Origin of the sequence: Noviherbaspirillum cavernae, from assembly GCF_003590875.1 — a bacterium.
Taxonomy (GTDB): Bacteria; Pseudomonadota; Gammaproteobacteria; order Burkholderiales; family Burkholderiaceae_D; genus Noviherbaspirillum; species Noviherbaspirillum cavernae.
The window spans coordinates 1,993,472-2,018,511 of record NZ_QYUN01000002.1 but is presented as its reverse complement, the minus strand read 5'-3'; the positions used below and the strand labels follow the sequence as shown (position 1 = coordinate 2,018,511).

The window sequence follows — 25,040 nt, the reverse complement described above, 5'->3', positions numbered from 1 at the left end:
GTGAACGATGGCGTTTGCGCCGGTGTCGGCGTGGCGATTGTTGCACCGGGCGGCTATGCGCCTGATGAGATGGCGCTATCGCGCGCCGAGGCGTTGCTGGCATCGTATGGTTGCCATGTGAAGAGCTATTACGAGCCTGCGGCGAAGCATCAGCGCTTCGGAGGTACGGACGATGCCCGCATTGGGCAGATTCATGCCGCAGCAAATGATCCTGACATACAAGTCGTCTTGTCGTTGCGCGGCGGTTACGGCATGTCGCGCTTGCTGCACGCCATCGACTTCAGCATGCTGGCGGCCAGCGGAAAACTGTTCGTCGGGCATAGCGATTTCACCGCATTTCAAATGGGATTGCTGGTGCGGACCGGCGCCGTCAGCTTTTCCGGACCGATGATCTGCGATGATTTTTCGCGTCCGGAACCGAGTGACTTCACGTTGCATCATTTCTGGCAATGCTTGCGCAATCCTGAATGCACAGTCCGATTTGAGGTGCGGGAGAATCCCGTCGTTGACGTCAGCGGCGTGCTGTGGGGCGGTAATCTGGCCATGCTGGCGCATTTGGCGGGTACGCCTTATCTGCCGCAAATCGATAACGGTATCCTGTTTGTGGAAGACATCAACGAGCATCCGTACCGTGTCGAGCGCATGTTGCTCCAGCTGTTTCATGCAGGCGTCTTGTCGCGCCAGAAAGCGATCGTGTTCGGGGATTTTTCGAACTACCGCTTGAGCGACTACGACAATGGTTATGACTTCGCGGCAATGCTTGCCTACCTCAGGGCGCAGTTGAATGTGCCGGTACTGACTGGTCTGCCTTTCGGGCACATTCGCGACAAGGTGACATTGCCGGTTGGTTGCACCGCGCATCTTGTGTCGAATGGAGAGAGCATCCGTTTGACGATGAGTGGGTATCCTTTCTTGTCATTGACCAATTGGTAGTCTGTTAATTTTTGCGCTTGCGCATGCTTGCTGCTGCAGCAGAGGCAGCCCTGCGCAATGGTAAAATGTACGGTTATTCGAATTCTTTACAGTAAAGGCTTTTTCAGTGCTTTCCACCGCCAACATTACGATGCAGTTCGGCCCCAAGCCGTTGTTTGAAAATATCTCCGTCAAATTCGGCGACGGCAATCGCTATGGCCTGATCGGCGCGAACGGTTGCGGCAAATCCACGTTCATGAAAATCCTTGGCGGCGATCTGGAGCAGACTTCAGGCACTGTCATGCTCGACCCGAATGAGCGTCTGGGTAAGCTGCGTCAGGATCAGTTCGCATTCGAAGAAATGCGCGTGCTGGATGTTGTGATGATGGGCCACACAGAAATGTGGGCGGCGATGAGCGAGCGCGATGCCATTTATGCCAATCCCGATGCAACCGATGATGACTACATGCGCGCGGCTGACCTCGAAGCGAAATTCGCCGAGTACGATGGTTACACCGCTGAAGCGCGCGCCGGGGAGTTGCTGTTGGGCGTGGGTGTGCCGATCGAGCAACATCAAGGGCCGATGAGCAACGTCGCCCCTGGCTGGAAGCTGCGGGTATTGCTTGCGCAGGCGCTGTTTTCGAATCCCGATATTCTGCTGCTCGACGAGCCGACCAACAACCTCGACATCAATACCATTCGCTGGCTGGAAAATGTGCTGAACGAGCGCAATTCCACGATGATCATCATCTCGCACGATCGTCACTTCCTGAACCAGGTCTGCACGCACATGGCGGACATGGACTATGGCACGTTGAAGGTTTATCCGGGCAACTACGACGACTACATGCTGGCCTCGTCACAGGCGCGTGCGCAGCAACTCGCGGCAAACGCCAAGGCGAAGGAGCGCGTCGCTGAATTGCAGGATTTCGTGCGCCGCTTCTCTGCGAACAAGTCGAAGGCGCGGCAGGCGACTTCCCGCGCAAAGCAGATTGACAAGATCAAGATGGAAGACGTCAAGCCGTCCAGCCGCCAGAATCCCTTTGTCCGCTTTGAAGGCGAGAAGAAATTGCATCGTCAGGCGGTCGAGGCGGAGAGCTTGTCGAAGGCGTACGATCGCAGCATTTTCAAGAATTTCAACATCCTGGTGGAAGCCGGCGAGAAGATTGCCATCATCGGCGCCAACGGCGCCGGCAAGACGACGCTCCTGCGCTCTATCGCTGGTGAAATCGGTGATATGCAAGTCGATCACGGCACGGTGAAATGGGCCGAGAATGCCAACGTCGGCTACATGCCGCAGGATCCGACGCAGGATTTTGCGACTGACAAGAACCTGACCGACTGGATGGGGCAGTGGACCAAGGAGGGCGACGATGACCAAGCGGTCCGCTCCATTCTCGGACGGCTGCTGTTCAGCGGCGACGATGTGAAAAAAACCGTGAAAGTCTTATCGGGCGGCGAAAAGGGACGCATGATGTACGGCAAACTCATGCTGGGCCGCCATAACGTGATGCTGCTGGACGAGCCGACCAATCACATGGATATGGAGTCGATCGAGTCGCTCAACATCGCGCTGGAAAAATATGCAGGCACGTTGATCTTCGTGTCGCACGACCGCGAATTCGTGTCTTCGCTTGCCACGCGCGTGCTGGAAGTGAAGGATGGCGAGATCATCGACTTCCAGGGCAGTTATGAAGATTATCTGAGCAGCCAGGGCATCGAATAATCCGGTCTTTCTGCGTGATCAAAAACGGCAACGGACATAAACCGTTGCCGTTTTTTATCGGCTGCAGTTGCCGGTTCGGTTCGATCAGAGGCCGGCGATCGTGGTCAATGGCGGTGCGCTCTCGCCGAGGTACAGCACTTCATCGAGCCGCATCTTCAATGCTTTCGCGGTTTCGCTGCCCTTGGCTTTCAAGACTGCCTCCAGATACTGCTGCCGCAGGGCGCGAAATTCGTCAAGCGAACCCGCGCGTTCTACCTTGAGCTGCAACGCGTAACCGCGCAGGCCGATCGTGCTCTTGATGGTTTCGGTGTAAAAATGATAGATCGCCTCGAACTGGCTCTCGCCGTTCGCAAGGGTGCGCCCGGCATGCGGTTCCGGTTGCTGTTGCGCGGGTGGCTGCGGCGTTGGCGTTTCGGCGGATTCCTGTGCGCCGGTCTGTGTGATGTGGATGAAACCCTCGGCCAGAAGCTCACCGATGTTCGCGTGATTCAGCCCGATTCCGGATACTTTTTCCAGTATGTCTTCGGTCGCATGTTTGCCGTCGAATAACAGCAGTAATGTCCGCAGCCGGTGCGCGAGGTGATGTTTCCGTGTCGCGATTTCTTCACGGCCTTTCTCGGTCTTGTCGAAAACGGAATTCGTCATAGGCATGCTTTTTCATTAGAAAAATACAGCGCGAGAAAGCGACACCCACGGTTTGTCAATTCCAAGGCGCAACGTATAGAATTGACCATTTGAAATGAGGGGTGTCTCCATGGTTATGATTATTATGGAGCCCAGTATGCTACCGATTTTGCCGCACGTAAATATTTATGCGTGTTGCAAAAAAAGGCATTTCATATTCAAAGACGCATTCCCATATACCTGACAAGCTGTGGCAGACCACTGACAATCCCATCCCTTCCGTTTCGTCGGCACGAAAAGTGAATCCAATATAAGCTGTAAATAGGACTCAACCGCTCGAAAGAGGGATTGAGTATCCTGATTGTTGCGGGCGCGGTAGTGCGATGTGCCCTGAATGATGTTTTAAGAATCTATGCAGACTCAATCTATCAAAATCGTCGAGTTCGAGCGGCCTCAAATGAGCGCGGGTACGAGTTGTACAGCCGACGCGTGGGCGCGTGTGCCTCAGGAGCAGTCGCAGGCGGAAAGAAAGGCGCTCAAGGAGCGCATCAAGCGGCTCCTCAAGGAAAAGCAGGCGGTACTGGTCGCACACTATTACGTCGATGCCGATTTGCAGGATCTGGCCGAAGAGACCGGCGGCTGCGTGTCAGACTCGCTGGAGATGGCCCGTTTCGGCCGCGATCATCCTGCGAAGACATTGGTGGTGGCGGGTGTTCGCTTCATGGGCGAGACCGCAAAGATACTGAGTCCGGAAAAACGCGTGCTGATGCCTGATCTTGATGCGACCTGTTCGCTCGATCTGGGTTGCCCTGCGGATGAATTCGCGGCGTTTTGCGATGCGCATCCCGACCGTACCGTGGTGGTGTATGCCAATACCAGTGCAGCCGTGAAAGCGCGCGCGGACTGGATGGTGACATCGTCTATCGGATTGCAGATCGTGGAACATCTGCATGCGCAAGGCAAAAAGATCCTGTGGGCGCCCGACAAGCATCTGGGCAGCTACATTCAAAAAAAGACCGGCGCCGACATGCTGTTGTGGCAGGGCTCGTGTCTCGTGCACGACGAGTTCAAGGGCGTTGAACTCGAATTGATGAGGAAAGAGCATCCGCGTGCGAAGGTACTGGTGCATCCGGAATCGCCGGAAGCGGTGGTTGCGCAGGCGGATGTCGTCGGCTCGACCTCGCAGCTGATCGCGGCGGCGCGCAGCCTGGATGCGACCGAGTTCATCGTGGCGACCGACAACGGCATTCTGCACAAGATGAGGATGGCGGCACCCGGCAAGACATTCATCGATGCGCCGACCGCCGGCAACAGCGCGACGTGCAAGAGCTGCGCGCATTGCCCGTGGATGGCGATGAACGGTTTGCAGAATCTGGCCGATGTGCTTGAGTCGGGCCGGAATGAAGTTCATGTTGATCCCGAGACCGGCCGTCAGGCGTACAAGTGCATCGACCGCATGCTCGATTTCGCCGCCAGGCAAAAAGCCAATGTCCGTCCAGGCAGCGATCTCGCCAAAGAACAAAAACTGTTTGCAGGAATCGGCCCGGCATGAGTACTTTGCAGAATCCTTTTGCGCCGTTCGACGCGGCGCTTGCAACAGCGTTTGAGAACAACATCAATGCGGCACTCGCGGAAGACGTCGGAACCGGCGATGTGACCGGGAAGCTGGTGCCGGCGAGTGAATGGGTGAAGGCGCGCGTGATCGTGCGCGAGCCTGCGGTGTTGTGCGGCGCACCGTGGTTTGAAGGCGTGATGAAGCAGCTCGATCCTCACATTCGCATCGAATGGCGGTTCGCGGAAGGTGCAATGATGGCCGCCGATAGCGAAGTATGTGCGATCGAAGCGCCGGCGCGGGCTTTGCTGACCGCCGAACGCGGCGCGCTGAATTTCCTGCAGTTGATGTCCGGCGTGGCAAGTGCGACGCGAAAGTACGTTGATGTGATCCAGGGTACGCGTGCGGCGATTCTCGATACGCGCAAGACGCTGCCGGGGCTGCGCCTCGCGCAGAAGTATGCAGTGCGTGTCGGCGGCGGGCAGAACCAGCGTCTTGCGTTGTACGACGGCATTCTGATCAAGGAAAACCATATCGCTGCCGCCGGTGGTATTACGGCTGCGATGCAGGCGGCGCAAAGGCTGAACGCCGGCGTGTCGATTCAGATCGAAGTCGAATCGCTGACGGAACTGGAGGAGGCATTGCAAGCCGGAGCCGTGTCCATCCTGCTCGACAACTTTACGCTGGATGCGATGCGCGAAGCCGTGAAGATTACCGACGGCAGGGCCGTGCTGGAGGCGTCCGGCGGCATCAACATGGAGTCGGTGCGGGCCTTTGCCGAGACCGGCGTTGACCGCATTTCGATCGGCAGCCTGACGAAGGACGTGCAGGCGACGGACTATTCGTTGCGGATCGTCGGCTAGCGCCGCGCCCGCCAAGGGCGTGCTTTTCCGCCAGCCGTGCTGCCAGGTGAATCTGGCAGCACGTTCAAGACAGAACTTCTATTTCCGGGCCGGTGGTGACAATACGGTCGGCAGCGCCTTCGGCAGCGTTTCCGGAAAATCCTGACTGTAGTGCAAGCCGCGGCTCTCGCGGCGCGACAATGCGCTGTCGACAATCATCGATGCCACATCGACCAGGTTGCGCAACTCCAGCAAGTCGCGCGTGATGCGGAAGTGCGAGTAGTACTCGTAGATTTCCTCTCGTAACAGGCCGATGCGATGCTGTGCCCGTTCCAGCCTCTTGGTGGTGCGCACGATGCTGACGTAATTCCACATGAAGCGACGCAGCTCGTCCCAGTTTTGAGTGATCACCACTTCCTCATCGGCGTCGGTGACGCGGCTCTCGTCCCATGCGGGAAGATCGAGCGTCTTCGGCTTCGGCTGCTGCTCGATGTGCCGGGCTGCTGAACGTCCCAGGACCAGGCATTCGAGCAGAGAATTGCTCGCCAGCCGATTGGCGCCGTGCAAGCCAGTATAGGCGGTTTCGCCGATCGCATACAGGCTCGGCAAATCGGTGCGGCCGTGCATGTCGGTCACGACACCGCCGCAGGTGTAATGCGCGGCGGGAACGACGGGGATGGGTTGGGTGGTGATGTCGATGCCGAGCTCGAGACAGCGTGCGTAAATTGTCGGGAAATGCGTCTTCAGGAATTCCGGCGGCTGGTGCGTGATGTCGAGTTCGACGTAATCGAGGCCGCGTTTCTTCATCTCGAAATCGATTGCGCGCGCCACCACGTCGCGCGGCGCAAGCTCCGCGCGCGGGTCATGCTCGAGCATGAAGCGTTTTCCTGCCGCGCTACCGGCTGCGGCCGGCAGCTTGAGTATGCCACCTTCGCCGCGTACCGCTTCGCTGATCAGGAAGGATTTCGCGTAAGGGTGGTAGAGGCACGTGGGATGGAACTGGATGAATTCCATGTTCGCAACGCGGCATCCGGCGCGCCATGCCATCGCGATGCCGTCGCCTGTCGCGGTATCGGGATTCGTGGTGTACAGATAGACCTTCCCCGCACCGCCCGTGGCCAGCACGGTCTGGTCCGCCGCCAGCGTTTTCACCTTGCCGCTGGCAATCTCTTGCACATACAGGCCGAGACAGCTTGGCACGGCATTGGCATCGAGTTTGTCGGATCGGATGACGTCGATTGCGCAATGGTCTTCGAGGATGGTGATATTGGGGTGGGAACGCACTTTCTGTTCCAGCGTCACCTGTACCGCGTGTCCCGTCGCGTCGGCGGCATGAATGATGCGGCGCTGGCTGTGACCACCTTCGCGTGTCAGGTGATAGCCAAGTTCCGCCGTGGCATCGCGTGTGAATGGAACGCCTTGTTCGATCAGCCATTCGATCGCTTCGCGGCCGTGTTCGACGATGTGGCGGGTCGCTCCCTCGTCGCACAAGCCGGCACCGGCAATCAAGGTGTCCGAAATATGCTGCTCGTGGCTGTCGCCCGAGTCGAGCACGGCGGCGATGCCGCCTTGTGCCCAGTTACTGGCTCCGTCGAGCAGGCTGCGCTTGGAAATGACGACAACCTTGCGGGTATCGGCGAGATGCAGAGCGACCGACAATCCCGCCAGTCCGCTTCCGACAATCGCGACATCAAATTTCATCATGTTTGGTTCAATGCAAAAGTTGTGAGGGTTGCAATGCAGATCGAATCTTACCATTCAGCAATTCGCTGATTAGGTGCTGTGATACGCTCTAGCGGTCAATCGAGACGATAGCGAAAAGAGGGCAGGAGGAGCAAATCAGCATGACAAAAATACTCAGAAAACTTGCCGGCCTGCTGGCCCTGCTGCTGGTGGCTGCGATTGTTGCCTTCCTCTGGTATCGCAGCGCGAGCCAGCCGCAGATTGACGGCAACATGAAAATCGCCGGCCTGAGCGCAGCGGTCGATATCGTGCGCGATGCCGAGGGCATTCCTCATATTTACGCCGCGTCCGCCGATGACGCCTATTTTGCGCTCGGTTTCGTGCATGCGCAGGATCGCTTGTGGCAGCTCGAGCTCAATCGCCGCATTCCTGCCGGCAGGATGGCCGAAATCCTTGGCCCGAGTGCCTTGGACACGGATCGCTTCCTGCGCACGCTCGGCGTGCGGCGCAATGCGGAAAAGATTCTGGCCAACCTGTCGCCGGATACGCGCGCCGCACTGGATGCCTACGCGAAAGGCGTGAATGCCTACCTCGCCAATCGGAAGGGGCCGCTGCCGCCGGAATTCATCCTCACCGGCGCGCCTGCGCCCGCGCCGTGGCAGCCGGTCGATTCGGTCGCCTGGCAAACCATGATGGCTTGGGATCTGGGGGCGAACTGGTCGCAGGAGTTGCTGCGCATGCGTCTCGCGCAGCATTTGTCGTTGGCGCAGATCAATGAATTCCTTCCCCCGTATCCGGGCGATCCGGTGTTGCAGACGCAGGATTACACCAGGCTGTATCGCGAATTGTCCGGCACGACGCGTCAGTTGCAGAAGGTGGCGGGCATCGCGCCGCCTTCGTATGTCGATGGCATGGGTTCCAACAACTGGGTGGTATCGGGCGCGCTGTCGGAAAGCGGAAAGCCGCTGCTGGCAAACGATCCGCATCTCGGCCTGTCCGCGCCGGCGCTATGGTACTTCGCGCATCTGTCGGCACCCGGGCTGAACGTGATCGGCGCGACTCTGCCGGGGATGCCTACCGTCGTTCTGGGCCGCAACGACCGCATTGCGTGGGGACTCACGAATACCGCGCCGGACGTGCAGGATCTGTATATCGAGCGCATCAATCCGGATAACGGGAAGCAATATCAGACGCCGGATGGCTGGGCGGATTTCACCGCGCACATGGAAACGATCAAGGTCAAGGGGCAGCCCGATGTCACGCTGGAAGTGCGGCAAACGCGGCACGGTCCTGTGATCACGGGTGCGCTGCCCGTCATCGACAAGGCGCCGATCGACGCACGGAAATACGTCGTCTCGTTTGCGTGGACGGCGCTGCGTCCGGATGACCTGACCTTGCAGGCCGGCATGAAATTCAATCGCGCGAAGAACTGGCAGGAGTTTATCGAAGGAGCGAGGGACTTCAACTCTCCGCAGCAGAACATCGTGTATGCGGATATCGATGGCAACATCGGCTTCGTCGCGCCCGGCAGGGTTCCGGTTCGCAAGCCGGACAACGACTTGAAGGGACTCGCGCCGGCTCCTGGTTGGGATGCGCGCTATGACTGGGCGGGATTCATCCCCTTCGAGGAATTGCCACGCCAGTTCAATCCCCCGTCGCAGCGTGTGGCAACCGCGAACGAGAAAGTCATCGACGCCGCCTATCCGCATTTCCTCACCAGCGAGTGGGCCTTGCCGTATCGCGCCATTCGCATCAAGGAACTGCTCGATGCGAAGCCGAAGCACAGCATGGACAGTTTTGCTGAGATACAGAAGGACCACGTGTCGCTGGCCGCGCAGGAATTGCTGCCGATCTTGCGCAAGACGGCTCCGCATTCCGAGCGAGCCAGGGGGGCGTTGAGCGCATTGGCAGCATGGAACGGCGCGATGGATGTTGACCGGTCAGAGCCGCTGATTTTCAGTGCGTGGATGCGGGCAGCGTCGCGGCAGATTTTTGCGGATGAACTCGGCGATGCGCTGATGAAGGATTACTGGGAGCAGCGCAATGTCCATTTATCGATGGTCAACGTCTTGAAGAACAAGGATGGGCAGGGCAGATGGTGTGCCAACGCGACGAACTCGGAGAATGGGAAATCGCAGAGCTGCGATGACGTATTGTCGTCATCGCTGGAGGCGGCCTTGGCAGATCTGGAGCAGCGTTACGGCAAGGAGCTGTCGAAATGGCGTTGGGGCGACGCGCATCAGGCACGATCCGAGCATCGGCCGTTCGGCAAGATCGAACCGCTGGCGAAGCTGTTCGATATCCGTGTGCCGACGCCGGGCGATACATTTACCGTCAACGTGGGACGGCACAATCTGCGCGATGAGAAAGAGCCGTTTACCAGCCGCCACGCGGCCAGCTTGCGGGCGCTTTATGACTTGTCGAATCCGGAAAACTCCCGTTTCATTCATTCGACCGGACAGTCAGGAAACGTGCTGTCGCCGCTATATGGGAATTACGCGCAGCGCTGGGCCGATGTCACTTATCTGCCGATGAAAACGGCGCGCACGGAAGTGGAGAAAGGGCGGTTGGGAACGTTGACCTTGAGTCCGTGAGGTCGAAGCGGGATGCCGTCGGTCCGGTGGCGGCTGCCGATTTTGCGCCGCCCTGACCGTTTGCCGGGCCTTCCTTATGCGACCGCAAATCTCCGGGGCGAGCGCAGCATGTCTTCGGCAGTATCCGCGTTGACGGCTTGCGAGAAGACGAAACCTTGTGCCAGATAGCATCCCATCTTCTTGAGCTGAACCACGTTTTCCCTTGTCTCGACACCTTCCGCGACGGTTTCGATATTGAGTGTCTGCGCCAGCGCGAGGATCATGCGCACGATTTCGAGATCGCTGGAATTCTTGTCCAGTCCCTGCACGAAGGCCTTGTCGATCTTCAGCACATCCACCGGCAGTTTTTGCAGGTAGGCGAGCGAGGAATAGCCGGTGCCGAAGTCGTCGAGCGCCAGCCGCAATCCGAGACGTTTCAGGCGCGTCAGATTGTCGATGGTCTGCACCGGGCTGGCCATCGCGGAAGTCTCCGTCAATTCCAGCTCGATCGCCTGCGGTGGCACACCGGTCCGTTCAAGAATCGCGGCTACCTCGTCAAGGAAGGTGGAGTGCAGTAACTGCCGCATTGATACATTGACCGAAATGGTGACCTTGCTGGCATCCGGGCAGCGCTGCTGCCACAGGCTGTACTGCTTGCAGGCTTCCTCCAGCACCCATAGTCCGATCGGCACGACCAGGCCCGAGCTTTCGGCAACCGGGATGAACTCGACCGGCGGAATGTGGCCATATTTGGGATTGTTCCAACGCAACAACAGCTCGAAGCCCTTGATCGAGCCGTCGATGACCGACACCTTGGGCTGATACATGACGGACAGTTCGTTGCGTTCCAGAGCGAAACGCAGGGCAACGTCCATTTGCGCGCGCTTGATGCTGTTGTTCTGCAAGGACGCGTCGTAGATTTCGACGCGGTTGCGGCCGCGTTCCTTGGCCTGGTACATGGCGGCATCGGCGGCACGGATCAGCTCGGAAGGAGTCTTGTGCTCCGGCTCCAGCAGCGCGATGCCGATACTTGTCTGGATCTTGACGATGGCATCGTCCACCACCAGTTGTTTTGCCACTGCGGCCAGCAGCCGTTCGGCCTTCGATTTTGCCTCGTCCAGCGGGGCGTTCGAGAGGATCGCGAATTCATTGCCGCCGAAGCGGGCGACAAAATCCCCGGCAGGCAGCTCGGCCAGGATGCGGCGTGTAAGCTCCATCAGGCATTTGTCGCCGAAGTCATGTCCATGCGTGTCATTGACGCTCTTGAAGAAATCGAGATCGCAAAACAGCATCGTCATCCGCGGCCGCGCCGGCTGCGGCCGTGCGATCGCCTCGGCAATGGTCTTGAGCAGATAACGGCGGTTGGGCAGGCCGGTCAGCGAGTCGTGCAGGGCCAGATACTCGAGCCGCATTTCATATTCCTTGCGTTCGGTGATGTCGCGCGCAATGCCGAGCATGCCCATCGTTTCACCATGCGCGTCGTGCAACGGGAATTTGTTCGTCCGATACCAGCTATGCGGATCCGTGCCCCAGAGGCCCTGAAGCTCCAGATCCTCCAGCGGAATCCCGCTCTTGATGATCTCCAGATCCTGCTGATGCAGTTGCTCGGCCATGGCCTGCAAGGCATGACCGTCGCCCTCGGCCTGCTTCATGAACACTTCATGCACAGTCATGCCGCGCACTTCATCCTCCGATTCATAGCCGAACTGACGCTGGAAGCTCCGGTTGCTGATCGTGAAGCGTCCATCGGCATCCTTCGCGTAGATCATGGATGGATTCAGGTCGAGGACCGCGCGCAGCAGTGCATGCTCTTCTTCCAGCTTCAGTTCGGCATCCTTGCGGGCGGAAATATCCTCGATGCTGAACACCAGGCCTTCGATTGCGCCGTCGTGCAGCATGTTGTAGCCGCGTGTATCGAGCCATACCCAATGACCGCTCCGGTGCATGGCGCGATGCCGGGAAAAGATGGTGCTGTGCGGCGTGTCTCGCAGGTAGCGGAGCTTCTCCTGATGTTCTGCCGCGTCATCCGGGTGCAGAATGGCGCGAAGTTCCTGTGTGACGACTTCGTCCTGCGTGTAGCCGATGACGTCGTGAAGGGCCGGATTGGAGAATTTGATCCGGAACCCGGAGTCCGTGATCATGAACACATGCCGCGTGGCGCGGGCAATGGCGTCAAAGCGCCGTTCGTCCCTTTCAGCGCGGCGCAGCGCGGCATGATTGCTGCGCAAGGTATTTGACAGCACGATCGTGGACAATCCGGTAAAGAGTGTCGCGAACAAATGCGGCAGCCAGTTGAGCATCGGCGCGCCCAGCGCGATGTTGAGCGCAAATCCGATGACGGCAATGGCAAGGACGACGATCAGTCCGATTGCCGTTCCAAGGGCCAGCGGAAAGATGCCGGCAAGGCCGACCAGCCATGGCAGGGCAAGGCCCGGTGCCGATTGTTGCAGCGTCAGGCTGCTGACGACGAATACGGCGGCGAGCACTTCCGCCAGCAGGAGCGGACGGTCATGTTTGACAATGCCGGGCCACAGGTAGCGCGCCAGCGAAGCGAGGAACAGGATGATCGGCAGCGAGGTGGCGAGGCCGGCGGCCGATCCGGCGGCAGGAAACGTGTCCGTTGCGAGCACGACATGCAACAGCAGCGTGACATACAGGCACAGCGAGGCGATGCGAAATATTTCGCCGCCGGTAATGACCCCGGTAAAGCGCAGCAGCGGAAGTCTCATTGTGCCTGCACGGGAATGACTTTTGCGGCAGCTTCCTTGGCGCGATTGCGCGCGGTTTCCACATCGTCTGCGGCGGCCAGCGCAACACCCATGCGGCGGCGTTCATACGACTCCGGCTTGCCGAACAGGCGGATGTCAGTGCCCGGCACGGCAAGTGCGTCGGCCACGCCCTCGAATGCAATCCCCTTTGCTTCGTGGCCGCCGTAGATCACGGCCGACGCGGCAGGCGTCTTCAATGCGACGTTGACAGGCAGGCCGAGAATCGCCTTGGCGTGCAGCTCGAACTCGCTCTGCACCTGGCTTGCCATCGTCACCATGCCGGTGTCGTGCGGGCGCGGGCTGACTTCGGAGAACCAGACCATGTCGTCCTTGACAAACAGTTCGACGCCAAACAGCCCGAGACCTCCCAGGTTGCCGGTGACTTTCACGGCGATGTCGCGGGTTTTTTCGAGCGCAGCGGGATGCATCGGATGAGGCTGCCATGATTCCACGTAATCGCCCTTGACCTGGACATGCCCGATGGGATCGCAGAAATGCGTGGCGATCTTGCCTTCCCGGTCCAGCGCTCGCACGGTCAGTTGCGTGATTTCATAGTCGAAATCGATGAAGCCTTCGACGATGACACGGCCGGCATCGACGCGTCCGCCTGTGGCCGCGTAATTCCACGCCGCTTCGACTTCTTCCGGCCGGTCGATCCTGGACTGTCCCTTGCCGGACGATGACATCACGGGCTTGATCACGCAGGGATATCCGATCGCATCGCAGGCCGCTTTCAGCTCGTCGAGGCTGTCGGCAAAGCGGTAGGGCGAAGTCGGCAGTCCCAATTCCTCGGCTGCGAGACGGCGGATGCCTTCGCGGTTCATCGTCAGCCATGCTGCGCGCGCGGTTGGGATCACCGTGACCTTGCCGGCTTTTTCCAGTTCGACCAGCGTGGGCGTGGCGATTGCCTCGATTTCGGGAACCACAAGGTCGGGTTTTTCCTGAGCGATCAGCGCCGCCAGCGCCGCGCCATCCGTCATGTCGATCACATGCGCGCGGTGCGCGACCTGGTGGCCGGGCGCATTCTCGTAGCGATCCACCGCGATGACTTCAACGCCGAGACGTTGCAGCGAAATGATGACTTCCTTGCCCAGCTCGCCGGAGCCGAGCAGCATGACCTTGGTTGCGGAGGGGGACAGCGGGGTGCCGAGACGGGCAGGCGTTTTCATGGTGTGTTGAGTGCGGGATTGAATCATTTGCTTGACTGCCGGGCGATCCGCCGGAGGGCAGGTTGCGTGTGCGGTTTCGTCGCAACTGGAAAAAATATTGGCAGGGGGACAATAGCAAATACTGACACATTTGGACAGCGTAAATTGGACGATTCCGGCGTCAGATTTCCATGTAGCGGTGTGCGGCATCAGTCATTATTGATTTTGCAACATCGAGGTGCAAAAAAAGCCGCCGGAAGAGTCCGGCGGCTTCAGTTCGGACCTGCCTTGGGCAGGTCCTTGCGCGGCATCAATCTGCAGCGTAAATGTCGATGTCCTTGGTTTCCTTGACGAACAGCATGCCGATCACGAAGGTCGCCAAGGCGATGATGATCGGATACCAGAGGCCGTAGTAAATGTCGCCCTTGTAAGCAACCAGCGCAAATGCCGTCGTCGGCAGCAGGCCGCCGAACCAGCCGTTGCCGATGTGATACGGCAGCGACATGGAGCTGTAACGGATGCGTGTCGGGAACATTTCGACCAGCATTGCCGCAATCGGACCGTACACCATGGTCACATAGATCACCAGGATCACCAGCAACAACAGCACCATGCCCTTGTTCATCTGGGCCGGATCAGCCTTGGTCGGGTAACCGGCCGCCTTGATGGCATCACCCAGATCCTTCTTGAATGCCTTGTCTTTTGCTGCGGCGTCTGCAGCGGACAGACCGGCTGCATCGTAACCCTGGATGACCTTGTCGCCGATCTTGATCGATGCGAGCGTGCCGGCCGGGGCTTCCACGGTCGAGTAGCTGACGGAAGAATTCGCCAGCACCGTGCGAGCGATGTCGCAGGACGAGGTGAATTTCTTCGTGCCTGTCGGATTGAACAGGAATTGGCACTTGGCCGGATCAGCCGTGACCACGACAGGGGAAGTCTTGATGGCGGTTTCCAGGGCCGGGTTCGCATAGTGCGTCAGCGCGTTGAAGATCGGAAAGTAGGTCACCGCGGCGATCAGGCAGCCTGCCATGATGATCGGCTTGCGGCCGATCTTGTCGGACAGCGTGCCGAATACGATGAAGAACGGCGTACCGATCACGAGCGATGCCGCGATCAGCAGGTTGGCCGTGCTGCCATCGACTTTCAGCGTTTGCTGCAGGAAGAACAGCGCGTAGAACTGGCCGGTGTACCAGACGACGGCCTGGCCGGCAGTCAGACCAACCAGCGCAAGGATGACGATCTTCAGGTTCTTCCACTGGCCGAAGGCTTCGGTCAGCGGTGCCTTGGAGGTCTTGCCTTCCGCTTTCATCTTGGCGAATGCCGGCGATTCATTCATCGACAGGCGGATCCAGACCGAGATGGCGAGCAGGAAAACGGAGACCAGGAAGGGAATGCGCCAGCCCCACGCGCCAAATGCCTCCTCGCCCATGGCGGTACGCGTGCCCAGAATCACCAGCAGCGACAGGAACAGGCCCAGCGTCGCGGTGGTTTGAATCCAGGAAGTGAATGCGCCGCGCTTGCCGTGAGGAGCATGCTCCGCCACGTAGGTTGCGGCACCGCCGTACTCACCGCCGAGCGCCAGACCTTGCAGAATACGCAGCGTGATCAGGATGATCGGCGCGGCAATACCGATCGAGGCATAGTTGGGCAACAGACCAACGAGGAATGTCGACAGGCCCATGATCAGGATCGTGACCAGGAACGTGTACTTGCGTCCGATCATGTCGCCGAGACGGCCGAACACGAGTGCGCCAAACGGGCGGACGATGAAACCGGCCGCAAATGCCAGCAGCGCAAAAATGAACGCCGTGTTGGGATCGGTGCCGGCAAAGAACTGCTTCGCGATAATTGCCGCCAGCGAACCATACAGGTAAAAGTCATACCATTCGAATACGGTGCCCAGAGAGGACGCGAAAATGACTTTCTTCTCCTCTGCTGTCATGCCGCGGTCAACGGCTCTGGGAGCAGTTGTTTGTACTGTGGCCATGCTTATCTCCTCGTCTCATTTAAATTGATGTGCAAGTGACTTGCCCATTTGTTGCACAGGCTGAGTGTGCGACCCGAACCTTACGGGACGCTTGCTTGAAACTTACAGAACCTTACAAATTTTGCATGGTTGGAACCGGTTTTTTGCGACCGAAACAGGTTGTTTCGCCTGCCTTTCTGAAGCACAAATATTTACGAACGATCGTGCTAAAACTATGATATTCTGGTATTTCAACTGCTTCATCGTGTCGTGAAAATTCAGCCCGGTCATCGGCAGGAAACATCATTCCAATATCAACATCATCCAACTCAAGGAGCATCAAATGACTGACGCCGTCATCGTATCCACTGCCCGCACCGGCCTTGCGAAATCCTGGAAAGGCGCTTTCAACATGACCCACGGCGCGACCTTGGGCGGTCATGCTCTCAAGGCGGCGATCGAGCGCGGCGGGATCGAGTCCGGCGAGGTGGAAGATGTGATCATCGGTTGTGCCAATCCGGAAGGCGCGACCGGCAGCAATATCGCGCGCCAGATCGCACTGCGCGCCGGCTGCCCGGTGACGACGGCCGGCATGACGATCAACCGTTTCTGTTCCTCCGGCCTGCAGACCATTGCCACCGCGGCCCAGCGCGTCATCGCCGGCGAAGGCGATATCTACGCGGCGGGTGGTGTCGAGTCGATCTCCTGCGTGCAGCAGGAGATGAACATGCACATGATGAAGGAAGTCTGGCTGACTCAGAACAAGCCGGAAATCTACTGGCCGATGCTGCAAACCGCAGAGAATGTCGCCAAGCGCTACAACATCGGCAAGGATCGCCAGGATGAATATGGCGTGCAAAGCCAGCAGCGCGCCGCCGCCGCGCAGGCCGCTGGCAAGTTCAATGATGAAATCGTGCCGATGACCACCATCATGGGTGTGGCCGACAAGGAAACCGGCATGCTGATCTCGAAGGAAGTCACGATTTCCGCCGACGAAGGCATCCGCGGCGACACCACGCTCGAAGGCGTGTCGAAAATCCGTACCGCCGTACCGGGTGGCGTGATCACCGCCGGCAACGCGAGCCAGTTCTCCGACGGCGCATCGGTCGCCATCGTTATGAGCAGCAAGCTTGCGGAAGCGAAAGGGCTGAAGCCGCTGGGGATCTTCCGCGGCTTCGCGATCGCCGGCTGCGAGCCCGATGAAATGGGGATCGGTCCGGTCTTCGCGATTCCCAAGCTGCTGAAGAAAGCCGGCTTGAAAGTGGAAGACATCGGCCTGTGGGAATTGAACGAAGCCTTCGCGGTACAGGTTTTGTACTGTGCCGACAAACTCGGCATTCCGATGGATCGTCTGAACGTCAACGGCGGTGCAATCGCCGTCGGCCATCCCTACGGCGTATCCGGCGCGCGCTTGACAGGCCATGCGCTGATCGAAGGCAAGCGTCGTGGCGCCAAGTATGTCGTGGTCACCATGTGCATCGGCGGCGGCCAGGGGGCTGCCGGCTTGTTCGAAGTCGTTTGATCCCGGGCTGCCACTTCCACATCGTCAATCACTTTTTTCGTTCGTGGTGATGCACCTGCGGTTCACCACGAACGGAGGGCTACTATGCAATCCAGGATCCTGTCACGCCGCGATCTCGAGTTCATGTTGTATGAATGGCTGGATGCAGAAGCGCTGACGCAACGCCAGCGCTACATCGACCATTCGCGCGAAACCTTCAATGCCGCAATGGACACCTGCGAGCAGATCGCAACCGATTTGTTTGCACCGCATAACAAGAAAAACGATCAGGAAGAGCCATACTTCGACGGCGAGCGTGTCCACATCATTCCGGAAGTGAAAATCGCGCTTGAAGCGTTCTGTGAAGCAGGATTGATCGCCGCCGGACAGGACTTTGAACTGGGTGGCATGCAACTGCCGTGTCTGCTCGAAAAGGCGGGTTTTGCCTACTTCAAGGGCGCAAACGTCGGCACCGCTTCCTATCCCTTCCTCACGATCGGCAATGCCAATACGTTGCTCAAATGCGGCACGCCGGAACAGATCGACACCTTCGTCAAGCCGATGATGAGCGGCCGCTTCTTCGGCACCATGTGCCTGTCGGAGCCGCAGGCGGGTTCTTCGCTGTCCGACATCACGACCCGTGCGGAACGGCAGGACGACGGCAGCTATCGGCTGAAAGGCAACAAGATGTGGATTTCCGCCGGCGAGCATGAGCTGTCGGAGAACATCGTGCATCTGGTGCTGGCAAAAATTCCGGATGAAAACGGCAAGCTGATTCCGGGTGTGAAAGGCATTTCGCTGTTCATCGTGCCCAAAAAACTGGTCCATGCCGATGGCACGCTCGGCGAACGCAACGACGTCGTGCTGGCGGGCCTGAACCACAAGATGGGCTATCGCGGCACAACCAACTGCCTGCTGAATTTCGGCGAAGGCAAGTTCAAGCCGCAGGGCAGGGCAGGCGCGATCGGTTATCTGGTTGGCGAGCCGCACAAGGGCTTGAGCTACATGTTCCACATGATGAACGAGGCGCGCATCGGCGTCGGCCTCGGCGCGGTCATGCTGGGCTATACCGGCTACCTGCATGCGCTGGAGTATGCGCGCGAGCGGCCGCAAGGTCGCCAGCCATTGGCAAAGGACCCGGCGCAGCCGCAGATACCGATCATTCAGCACACCGATGTCAAACGCATGCTGCTGGCACAGAAGACGTACGTCGAAGGTGGCCTGGCGCTCAATCTGTATTGCGCACGGCTGGTCGACGAAGAAAGGACGGCGGAGTCGGACGAGGCGCGTGCGCATGCATCGCTGCTGCTCGACATCCTGACTCCGATCGCCAAATCGTGGCCGTCGCAATGGTGTCTGGAGGCAAACAACCTCGCCATCCAGGTGCATGGCGGTTATGGCTACACGCGCGAGTACAACGTCGAGCAGTTCTATCGCGACAATCGACTGAACCCGATTCACGAAGGCACGCACGGCATCCAGGGGCTTGACCTGCTGGGCCGCAAGGTGACGATGCAAAACGGCGCCGCGTTCAAGGCGCTCGGCACCGAGGTGCAGCGCACGATGGCGAAAGCGCTGGAAGTGCCGGAACTGGCAGCCCATGCCAAGGCGCTCGGCGCGGCGCTGCAGCGGATCGATAGTGTCACGCGCACCTTGTACGGCGCGGGAGACTTGAACAAGACGCTGGCAAATGCATCGGTGTATCTCGAAGCATTCGGTCATGCGGTCGTGGCGTGGATCTGGCTGGAACAGGCGTTGCGGGCGGTCGGCAAGAGCGGACACGACGAGGATTTCTACAAGGGAAAATTGCAGGCTTGCGCGTTCTTCTTCAAGTGGGAATTGCCGAAGGTGCAGGCGCAACTGGATTTGTTGGAAAGCATCGACACGACGACGCTGGACATGCAAGATACGTGGTTTTAATCCGCTGTTCTCGCCGGCGCAATCCGCGCGGGAACAGCCAGTATCGAGGAATGCAAATGCTCAAGCACATCGTCATGTGGAAATTGAAGGATCATGCCGAAGGCGCGGACAAGGCCGCCAATGCCGCAAGAATGAAAGAACTGCTGGACGCCTGCGCCAATATCGTGCCGGGCATCCTGAAGTTTGAAACGGCCATTGCCCAGCCGGGGCTGGAGGCGACTTACGATGTCGTCCTGTATTCCGAATTCGCCTCCATGGCAGCACTCGATGCCTATCAGGAACACCCGCAGCATGTCGCGCTGAAACCCTTCATCGGCGCGATACGCGAAGCGCGGCAATGCATGGATTACGAAATCTGAGAGGCAGCCGGGTGCGCTGTGCGTACCCGGCGCAAATTTGTCCAGTCATGGTGCGCGTGGCGCACCCTACCAACCATAAGGAGACAACATGCGCACCATTCAACAACTGTTCGACCTGAGCGGCAAGACCGCGCTGGTGACCGGCGGATCGCGCGGCCTCGGTCTGCAAATCGCGGAAGCACTCGGCGAGCAGGGCGCGAAGGTCGTGCTGTCCTCGCGCAAGCAAGCCGACCTTGACGAAGCCGTCGCCCATCTGAAAGAACGCGGCATCGAAGCGAGCGCCATCGCGGCGGACGTATCGCAGGAAGCGGCAATCGCGCCGCTGGTCGCAGAGGCGATGAAGCGGCTCGGTCATATCGATATCCTGATCAACAATGCCGGCGCGACCTGGGGCGCTCCTGCCGAGGATCATCCGCTCGAAGCGTGGGACAAGGTGATGAACCTGAACGTCCGCAGCATCTTCCTGCTCTCGCAAGCGGTCGCCAAACAGTCGATGATTCCCCGCAAGTACGGCCGCATCGTCAACGTGGCATCCATCGCGGGACTCGCCGGCAACGGCCCGAACTCCATGCAGACCATCGCGTATAACACCTCCAAGGGCGCGGTCGTCAACTTCACGCGCACGCTGGCCGGCGAGTGGGGACGCTACGGCATCACCGTCAATGCACTCGCACCGGGATTCTTCCCTTCCAGGATGACGAAGGGACTTCTTGAAAGGCTGGGCGAAGACGACCTCGCCAGTCATGCGCCCTTGCAGCGCATCGGCGACGACGAAGATCTGAAAGGCGCGGCGCTGCTGTTTGCGTCCGATGCCGGCAAGCACGTGACCGGCCAGATTCTGGCGGTTGATGGCGGCGTCTCGGCGGTGCATTGATGAATGATTTGAAACCGCAACCGTTTCCGGCCGAGATTCCGTTTCTGCATGATCTCGGCGTGGAATTTCTCGGCATGGCAAACGGGGAAGCCGCGGTGGCGCTTGATCTGCAGGCACGTCACATGAACAGCTGGCATGTGACGCATGGCGGCGTCACGATGACCTTGCTGGATGTCGTCATGTCGATGGCCGGACGCTCGCTGGATCCGGATGCGCGCGGCGGCGTGACCGTCGAAATGAAAACCAGTTTTCTGCAGCCAGGCGGCATGCCTGGCGGGCGCATGATTGCCAAGGGCAAGGCGTTTCACCGTTCCACGACGATGTGTTTTTGCGAAGGCGAAGTGTGGAACGGCGACAAGCTGGTGGCAAAGGCGATGGGCACCTTCAAGTATCTGAAGCGTCTTGATGTCATGAAGAAAATGGAGCATGAGTAAGCCGCGGCAGCGCCCGAGCATTCCGGATATCCCGATAGGGTACGGAGAAGGCAGATGCTCGCAGATGTGGCGGTAGATACCCATCGCACAAGTCGTTGAACGTCGTATCAAAAGAGAATAGTGAGGAGAATATGACAAGCTACAAGCGCATGGTTTTGGCCTCTCGTCCGCAAGGCGAGGTCGTTCCCGCCAATTTCCGCCTGGAGGAAATACCGGTCCCGGCGTTGAAAGACGGCGAAGTCCTGATCCGCAATCATTTCTTGTCGCTCGACCCCTACATGCGCATGCGCATGGAGGACGTCAAGAGCTATGCCGCGCCGCAGGCGATCGGCGAGACCATGATCGGCGGCACCGTCGGTGAAATCGTCGAGTCGAAGAATCCGAAATTTGCAACAGGCGACAAGGTCATCGGCATGCTCGGCTGGGCCGAAATGGGCGTGTCGGACGGTGCTCTGCTGCGCAAACTCGACACCAGGAACCTGCCCTTGTCCGCCTATCTCGGGGCAGTCGGCATGCCCGGCGTCACGGCGTGGTACGGCCTCACCCAGATCATCCAGCCGAAAGAGGGCGAGACCGTAGTCGTCTCGGCGGCCAGCGGCGCGGTCGGCAGTGTGGTCGGCCAGCTCGCCAGGCAGCGCGGCTTGCGTGCGGTCGGCATCGCCGGCGGTGCGGAGAAGTGCGCCTACGTGGTCAACGAACTCGGCTTCGATGTCTGCATCGACTACAAGGCGGGAAATCTGGTTGCCGATCTGGCGAAGGCAACGCCGAACGGCATCGACGGCGTGTTCGAAAACGTCGGCGGCGAGATATTCGATGCCTGTCTGGCACGCATGAATCCCTTCGGCCGGATTGCGCTATGCGGCATGATCGCAGGCTATGAAGGCAATCCGACGCCGATCAACAACGTCAGCGCTTTCCTCAAGATGCGGCTGACGATGCGCGGCTTCATCGTTTCCGAGCATATGGACTTGTGGCCGCAAGCCTTGACCGAACTCGGCACGCTGGTGGCGACAGGCAAGCTGAAGTTCCGCGAGTCGGTCGCGCAGGGGTTGGAGGCTGCACCCGATGCCTTTATCGGCATGCTGAAAGGCAGGAACTTCGGCAAGCAGCTGGTGAAGCTGGTTTAGGCAAGCGGTACGCCGACTTCGCAGAACATTCTGCTTGTCATGCCTGGCGCAGCGGGGGGCTCAGACTCCCCGCTGCGCCAGGCATGACGATGCGAGGTGATTCGGCTTGATGTTCTTCCTGTCATTGCATGACATTGCAACGCACTCTCACCGGGAGCCGAGATGCCGGAAATCATTTTTCACCACTATCCGAATTCGCCTTTTTCGGAAAAGATTCGCCTGATCTTCGGTTTCAAGAAACTGGCATGGCAGTCGGTCATCATTCCGGCCATCATGCCGAAGCCGAATGTCGTGGCGCTGACAGGCGGTTACCGCCGCACGCCGGTGATGCAGATCGGTGCCGATATCTATTGCGATACCACGCTGATGGCCGACGTACTGGAGCGCATTGCGCCGACCCCCGCGCTTTATCCCGAACCGCTGGCAGGACTTTCCAGGACGCTCGCGCAGTGGGCCGATGCGACGCTGTTCTGGACTGTGATCGCGTATGTATTCCAGCCTGCGTCAATGCCGTATCTGCTGAACGGATTGACGCAGGAGCAGGTCAAGGCGTTTGCCAGTGATCGTGCCGCCATGCGCGGCAACGCGCCTCGCATGACATTGCCGGAAGCGACCGGCGCGCTGACCGAATACCTGCATCGACTGGAAAACATGCTGTCTCGGGACGAGCCGTTCCTGCTCGGGAGCCAGCCGTGCATTGCCGACTTCTCTGTGTATCACTGCATCTGGTTTCTGCAATTGGCGAAACCGGTGGCAGGAATTCTGGACATCGCACCGAATGTGAAGACGTGGTCCGGCCGCATGGCGGAGTTCGGCCATCACGATCATGAACGAATGAGCGCGGAGCAGGCTCTGGAGATTGCGCGCAACAGCCACGCGGCCGCGGTTGACGATCGGCCGTTTTTCGATGCGCAGGGCGCGGTCTTGGGCGACCGCGTCGAGATCATGCCGACCGACTATGCGCTCGACCCCGTGGCGGGCGAGCTGGTGCAGTCGACGCTGGATGAATTTGCAGTACGCCGCACCGATCCGCAGGCCGGCACCGTCGTCGTGCATTTCCCGCGCATCGGTTTTCAGCTCAAGAAGATTTGACGATTCAAAATAAAAGGAGGCAGGACATGAAGGATTTCAAGAACAAGGTGGCGGTCATCACCGGCGGCGCGAGCGGGTTCGGACGCGAGTTCGCCAACATCGGCGCGAAGCTGGGCATGAAGCTGGTGCTGGCCGACGTGCAACAGGAAGGACTCGACAAGGCGAAGGCGGAACTCGAAGCGGAGGGCGCGCAGGTCCTGGCCATGCGTTGCGACGTCCGCAAGGCCGATGCGGTACAGGCGCTGGCCGATGCGACGATGAACCGGTTCGGTTCGGTGCATCTGGTTTTCAACAATGCAGGCGTGGGTTCCGGCGGCTTGATCTGGGAGAATTCGCTCGCCGATTGGGAATGGGTACTGGGCGTCAATGTGTGGGGTGTCATACACGGCGTGCGCACCTTTACGCCCTTGATGCTGGAATGCGCAAAGAAGGAAGCGGGCTACGAGGGGCACATCGTCAATACGGCGTCGATGGCCGGCATTCTGAATGCGCCCAACATGGGGGTCTATAACGTCTCGAAGCACGCGGTGGTGTCGTTGTCAGAAACGCTGTATCAGGATTTGCAGCTGATCAATGCGCCTGTCGGGGCATCGGTGCTGTGTCCGTATTTCGTGCCGACCGGCATCAATAATTCGGAGCGCAGCCGTCCCGATGATGTGAAGGGCGATGCGACGATGACGGCCAGCCAGCGCGCCGCGCAGGCAATTTCCGACAAGGCCGTGTCATCCGGCAAGGTCTCGGCCGCGGAAGTCGCGCAGCGCACATTCGATGCAATCCGCGATAACAAGTTCTACATCTTCTCGCACCCGCATGCGCTGGGCAATGTGCAGACGCGCATGGAAGACATCGTGCAGCAACGCAATCCGAGCGATCCGTTCGAAGCAGCGCCGCACATCCGCGAGATGTTGCGCGCGAAGCTGAACGTGGCGTGAACAGCGGTTGCGTCGACGGTCTTGATTGATCTTGAGAGGAGCGGACAACAATATGAAAGCCACGATCCAAAGCAATCAATTCGCCACACTGCCCAACGGCACGCGCCTGCACTACGCCAGCGCGGGTGAGAAGGGCATGCCGCTGGTCCTGTTCGTGCACGGCTTCCCGGAGTTTTGGTACGAATGGGAGGCGCAACTGTCGGAATTCGGCAGCGACTGTTTTGCAGTTGCACCGGATTTGCGCGGCTTCAACCTGTCCGACATGCCGAGCGATCCGTCCGCCTACAAGGCCAGACATATCGTCGAGGATATCCGCCTGCTGGCGGAGCATCTCGGCTACGACCGCTTCGTGCTGGTGGCGCATGACTGGGGCGGGGCGATTGCATGGAACTTCGCGATTGCGTTGCCGCGCTTGCTGGACAAACTCATCATCGTCAATTCGCCGCATCCGTATTTATTCGCACAGTCATTGACCTCAGACCCGAAGCAAAGAGAGGCAAGCGCGTACATGAACTGGTTGCGCGCACCGGGTTCGGAAGCGGCGCTGGCGAAGGACAATTTTGCCCTGATGGAAAGATTCCTGACGGGATACGGACAGACCTCGACCTCGTGGTTCACATCCGAAGTGCGGCAGAAGTACCATGAATGCTGGGCGCGCGGCCTGACCGGCGGCGTCAACTACTACCGCGCGTCACCCCTGCATCCGCCGACCGATGCTCATGCAGGCCCGCTCAAGCTGGAATTGAATCCGGACGATTTCCGCGTCGAGGTGCCTACCCGCGTCATCTGGGGTGAAAACGACGTGGCATTGCCGAAGTCCTTGCTCGACGGCCTCGGCAATTTCGTTGATGATCTCAGGGTCGAACGCATTCCGGAAGGCAGTCACTGGGTTGTGCATGAACAGCCCGAACGGATCAATCGCTTGATACGCGGATTTCTGTCCGAATAGGTTTTTGACCGGGGGCGCGGGATACCGGTCATCATTGTGCATCACAAATTTTTTGATA

Annotated in this window: 20 protein-coding genes; 14 read left to right on the top strand and 6 right to left on the bottom strand. The window is 59.2% G+C overall.

The features are described from left to right. Positions 1 to 933 (top strand): muramoyltetrapeptide carboxypeptidase, encoded by a 933-nt coding sequence (gene ldcA / locus D3870_RS09300; RefSeq protein ID WP_277986354.1) that lies wholly within the window; start codon positions 1 to 3, stop codon positions 931 to 933. Positions 934 to 1,039: 106 nt separating this feature from the next. After that, positions 1,040 to 2,638 carry an ABC-F family ATPase gene (locus D3870_RS09295; RefSeq protein ID WP_119738510.1) on the top strand — a complete coding sequence of 533 codons (1,599 nt, stop codon included), beginning with the start codon at positions 1,040 to 1,042 and terminating at the stop codon, positions 2,636 to 2,638. 84 nt (positions 2,639 to 2,722) lie between these two features. On the opposite strand, the gene D3870_RS09290 is transcribed toward D3870_RS09295, so the two are convergent. Then, positions 2,723 to 3,289: a hypothetical protein gene (locus D3870_RS09290; RefSeq protein WP_242489920.1), complete on the bottom strand. Its 567-nt coding sequence runs from the start codon at positions 3,287 to 3,289 to the stop codon at positions 2,723 to 2,725. 385 nt (positions 3,290 to 3,674) lie between these two features. Between D3870_RS09290 and nadA the strand changes: the two genes are divergently transcribed. After that, on the top strand, positions 3,675 to 4,814 hold the full coding sequence (gene nadA, locus D3870_RS09285) for a quinolinate synthase NadA (RefSeq protein ID WP_119738507.1): 1,140 nt from the start codon (positions 3,675 to 3,677) through the stop codon (positions 4,812 to 4,814). Continuing rightward, positions 4,811 to 5,677: a carboxylating nicotinate-nucleotide diphosphorylase gene (gene nadC, locus D3870_RS09280; protein ID WP_119738505.1), complete on the top strand. Its 867-nt coding sequence runs from the start codon at positions 4,811 to 4,813 to the stop codon at positions 5,675 to 5,677. The genes nadA and nadC overlap by 4 nt, the downstream gene beginning before the upstream one ends. A gap of 78 nt (positions 5,678 to 5,755) precedes the next feature. On the opposite strand, the gene nadB is transcribed toward nadC, so the two are convergent. Then, positions 5,756 to 7,357: an L-aspartate oxidase gene (gene nadB, locus D3870_RS09275; RefSeq protein WP_119741904.1), complete on the bottom strand. Its 1,602-nt coding sequence runs from the start codon at positions 7,355 to 7,357 to the stop codon at positions 5,756 to 5,758. Between the two features lie 143 nt (positions 7,358 to 7,500). Between nadB and D3870_RS09270 the strand changes: the two genes are divergently transcribed. Then, a complete protein-coding gene (locus D3870_RS09270; protein ID WP_119738503.1) occupies positions 7,501 to 9,933 on the top strand; it encodes a penicillin acylase family protein in 2,433 nt (810 codons plus the stop codon). Between the two features lie 74 nt (positions 9,934 to 10,007). Here D3870_RS09270 and D3870_RS09265 read toward each other — a convergent pair whose 3' ends face one another. The 4 genes from D3870_RS09265 to D3870_RS22540 form a co-directional block, all read right to left on the bottom strand. Beyond that, positions 10,008 to 12,641, bottom strand: coding sequence for a bifunctional diguanylate cyclase/phosphodiesterase (locus tag D3870_RS09265; protein ID WP_119738501.1), 2,634 nt, complete (start codon positions 12,639 to 12,641; stop codon positions 10,008 to 10,010). Then, entirely contained in the window at positions 12,638 to 13,849 is a 1,212-nt protein-coding gene (gene purT, locus D3870_RS09260; RefSeq protein ID WP_119738499.1) for a formate-dependent phosphoribosylglycinamide formyltransferase, read from the bottom strand. The genes D3870_RS09265 and purT overlap by 4 nt, the downstream gene beginning before the upstream one ends. A 289-nt stretch (positions 13,850 to 14,138) precedes the next feature. Further along, a complete protein-coding gene (locus D3870_RS09255) occupies positions 14,139 to 15,815 on the bottom strand; it encodes an MFS transporter (protein WP_199710588.1) in 1,677 nt (558 codons plus the stop codon). A gap of 112 nt (positions 15,816 to 15,927) precedes the next feature. Beyond that, positions 15,928 to 16,236 (bottom strand): hypothetical protein, encoded by a 309-nt coding sequence (locus tag D3870_RS22540; protein WP_199710803.1) that lies wholly within the window; start codon positions 16,234 to 16,236, stop codon positions 15,928 to 15,930. Between D3870_RS22540 and D3870_RS09250 the strand changes: the two genes are divergently transcribed. From D3870_RS09250 to D3870_RS09210, 9 genes are all read left to right on the top strand, one after another. Continuing rightward, positions 16,138 to 17,316: an acetyl-CoA C-acyltransferase gene (locus D3870_RS09250; protein WP_119738495.1), complete on the top strand. Its 1,179-nt coding sequence runs from the start codon at positions 16,138 to 16,140 to the stop codon at positions 17,314 to 17,316. The genes D3870_RS22540 and D3870_RS09250 overlap by 99 nt on opposite strands. Positions 17,317 to 17,400: 84 nt before the next feature. Beyond that, positions 17,401 to 19,215, top strand: a complete 1,815-nt coding sequence (locus D3870_RS09245; protein ID WP_119738493.1) for an acyl-CoA dehydrogenase — start codon at positions 17,401 to 17,403, stop codon at positions 19,213 to 19,215. A 56-nt stretch (positions 19,216 to 19,271) separates the two neighbouring features. After that, positions 19,272 to 19,574 (top strand): Dabb family protein, encoded by a 303-nt coding sequence (locus D3870_RS09240; RefSeq protein ID WP_119741902.1) that lies wholly within the window; start codon positions 19,272 to 19,274, stop codon positions 19,572 to 19,574. A gap of 88 nt (positions 19,575 to 19,662) precedes the next feature. After that, positions 19,663 to 20,448 (top strand): SDR family oxidoreductase, encoded by a 786-nt coding sequence (locus D3870_RS09235; protein ID WP_119738491.1) that lies wholly within the window; start codon positions 19,663 to 19,665, stop codon positions 20,446 to 20,448. Beyond that, positions 20,448 to 20,882: a PaaI family thioesterase gene (locus D3870_RS09230; RefSeq protein WP_119738489.1), complete on the top strand. Its 435-nt coding sequence runs from the start codon at positions 20,448 to 20,450 to the stop codon at positions 20,880 to 20,882. Before D3870_RS09235 ends, D3870_RS09230 begins: the two co-directional genes overlap by 1 nt. Before the next feature lie 131 nt (positions 20,883 to 21,013). Then, positions 21,014 to 22,009 carry an NADP-dependent oxidoreductase gene (locus D3870_RS09225; protein WP_119738487.1) on the top strand — a complete coding sequence of 332 codons (996 nt, stop codon included), beginning with the start codon at positions 21,014 to 21,016 and terminating at the stop codon, positions 22,007 to 22,009. Positions 22,010 to 22,171: 162 nt separating this feature from the next. Then, positions 22,172 to 23,101 carry a glutathione S-transferase family protein gene (locus tag D3870_RS09220; RefSeq protein WP_119738486.1) on the top strand — a complete coding sequence of 310 codons (930 nt, stop codon included), beginning with the start codon at positions 22,172 to 22,174 and terminating at the stop codon, positions 23,099 to 23,101. A 26-nt stretch (positions 23,102 to 23,127) separates the two neighbouring features. Continuing rightward, positions 23,128 to 24,033, top strand: coding sequence for an SDR family oxidoreductase (locus D3870_RS09215; protein ID WP_119738484.1), 906 nt, complete (start codon positions 23,128 to 23,130; stop codon positions 24,031 to 24,033). 52 nt (positions 24,034 to 24,085) lie between these two features. Beyond that, complete coding sequence (locus tag D3870_RS09210; RefSeq protein ID WP_119738482.1) at positions 24,086 to 24,982, top strand: alpha/beta fold hydrolase; 897 nt, start codon at positions 24,086 to 24,088, stop codon at positions 24,980 to 24,982. Positions 24,983 to 25,040: the final 58 nt, after the last annotated feature.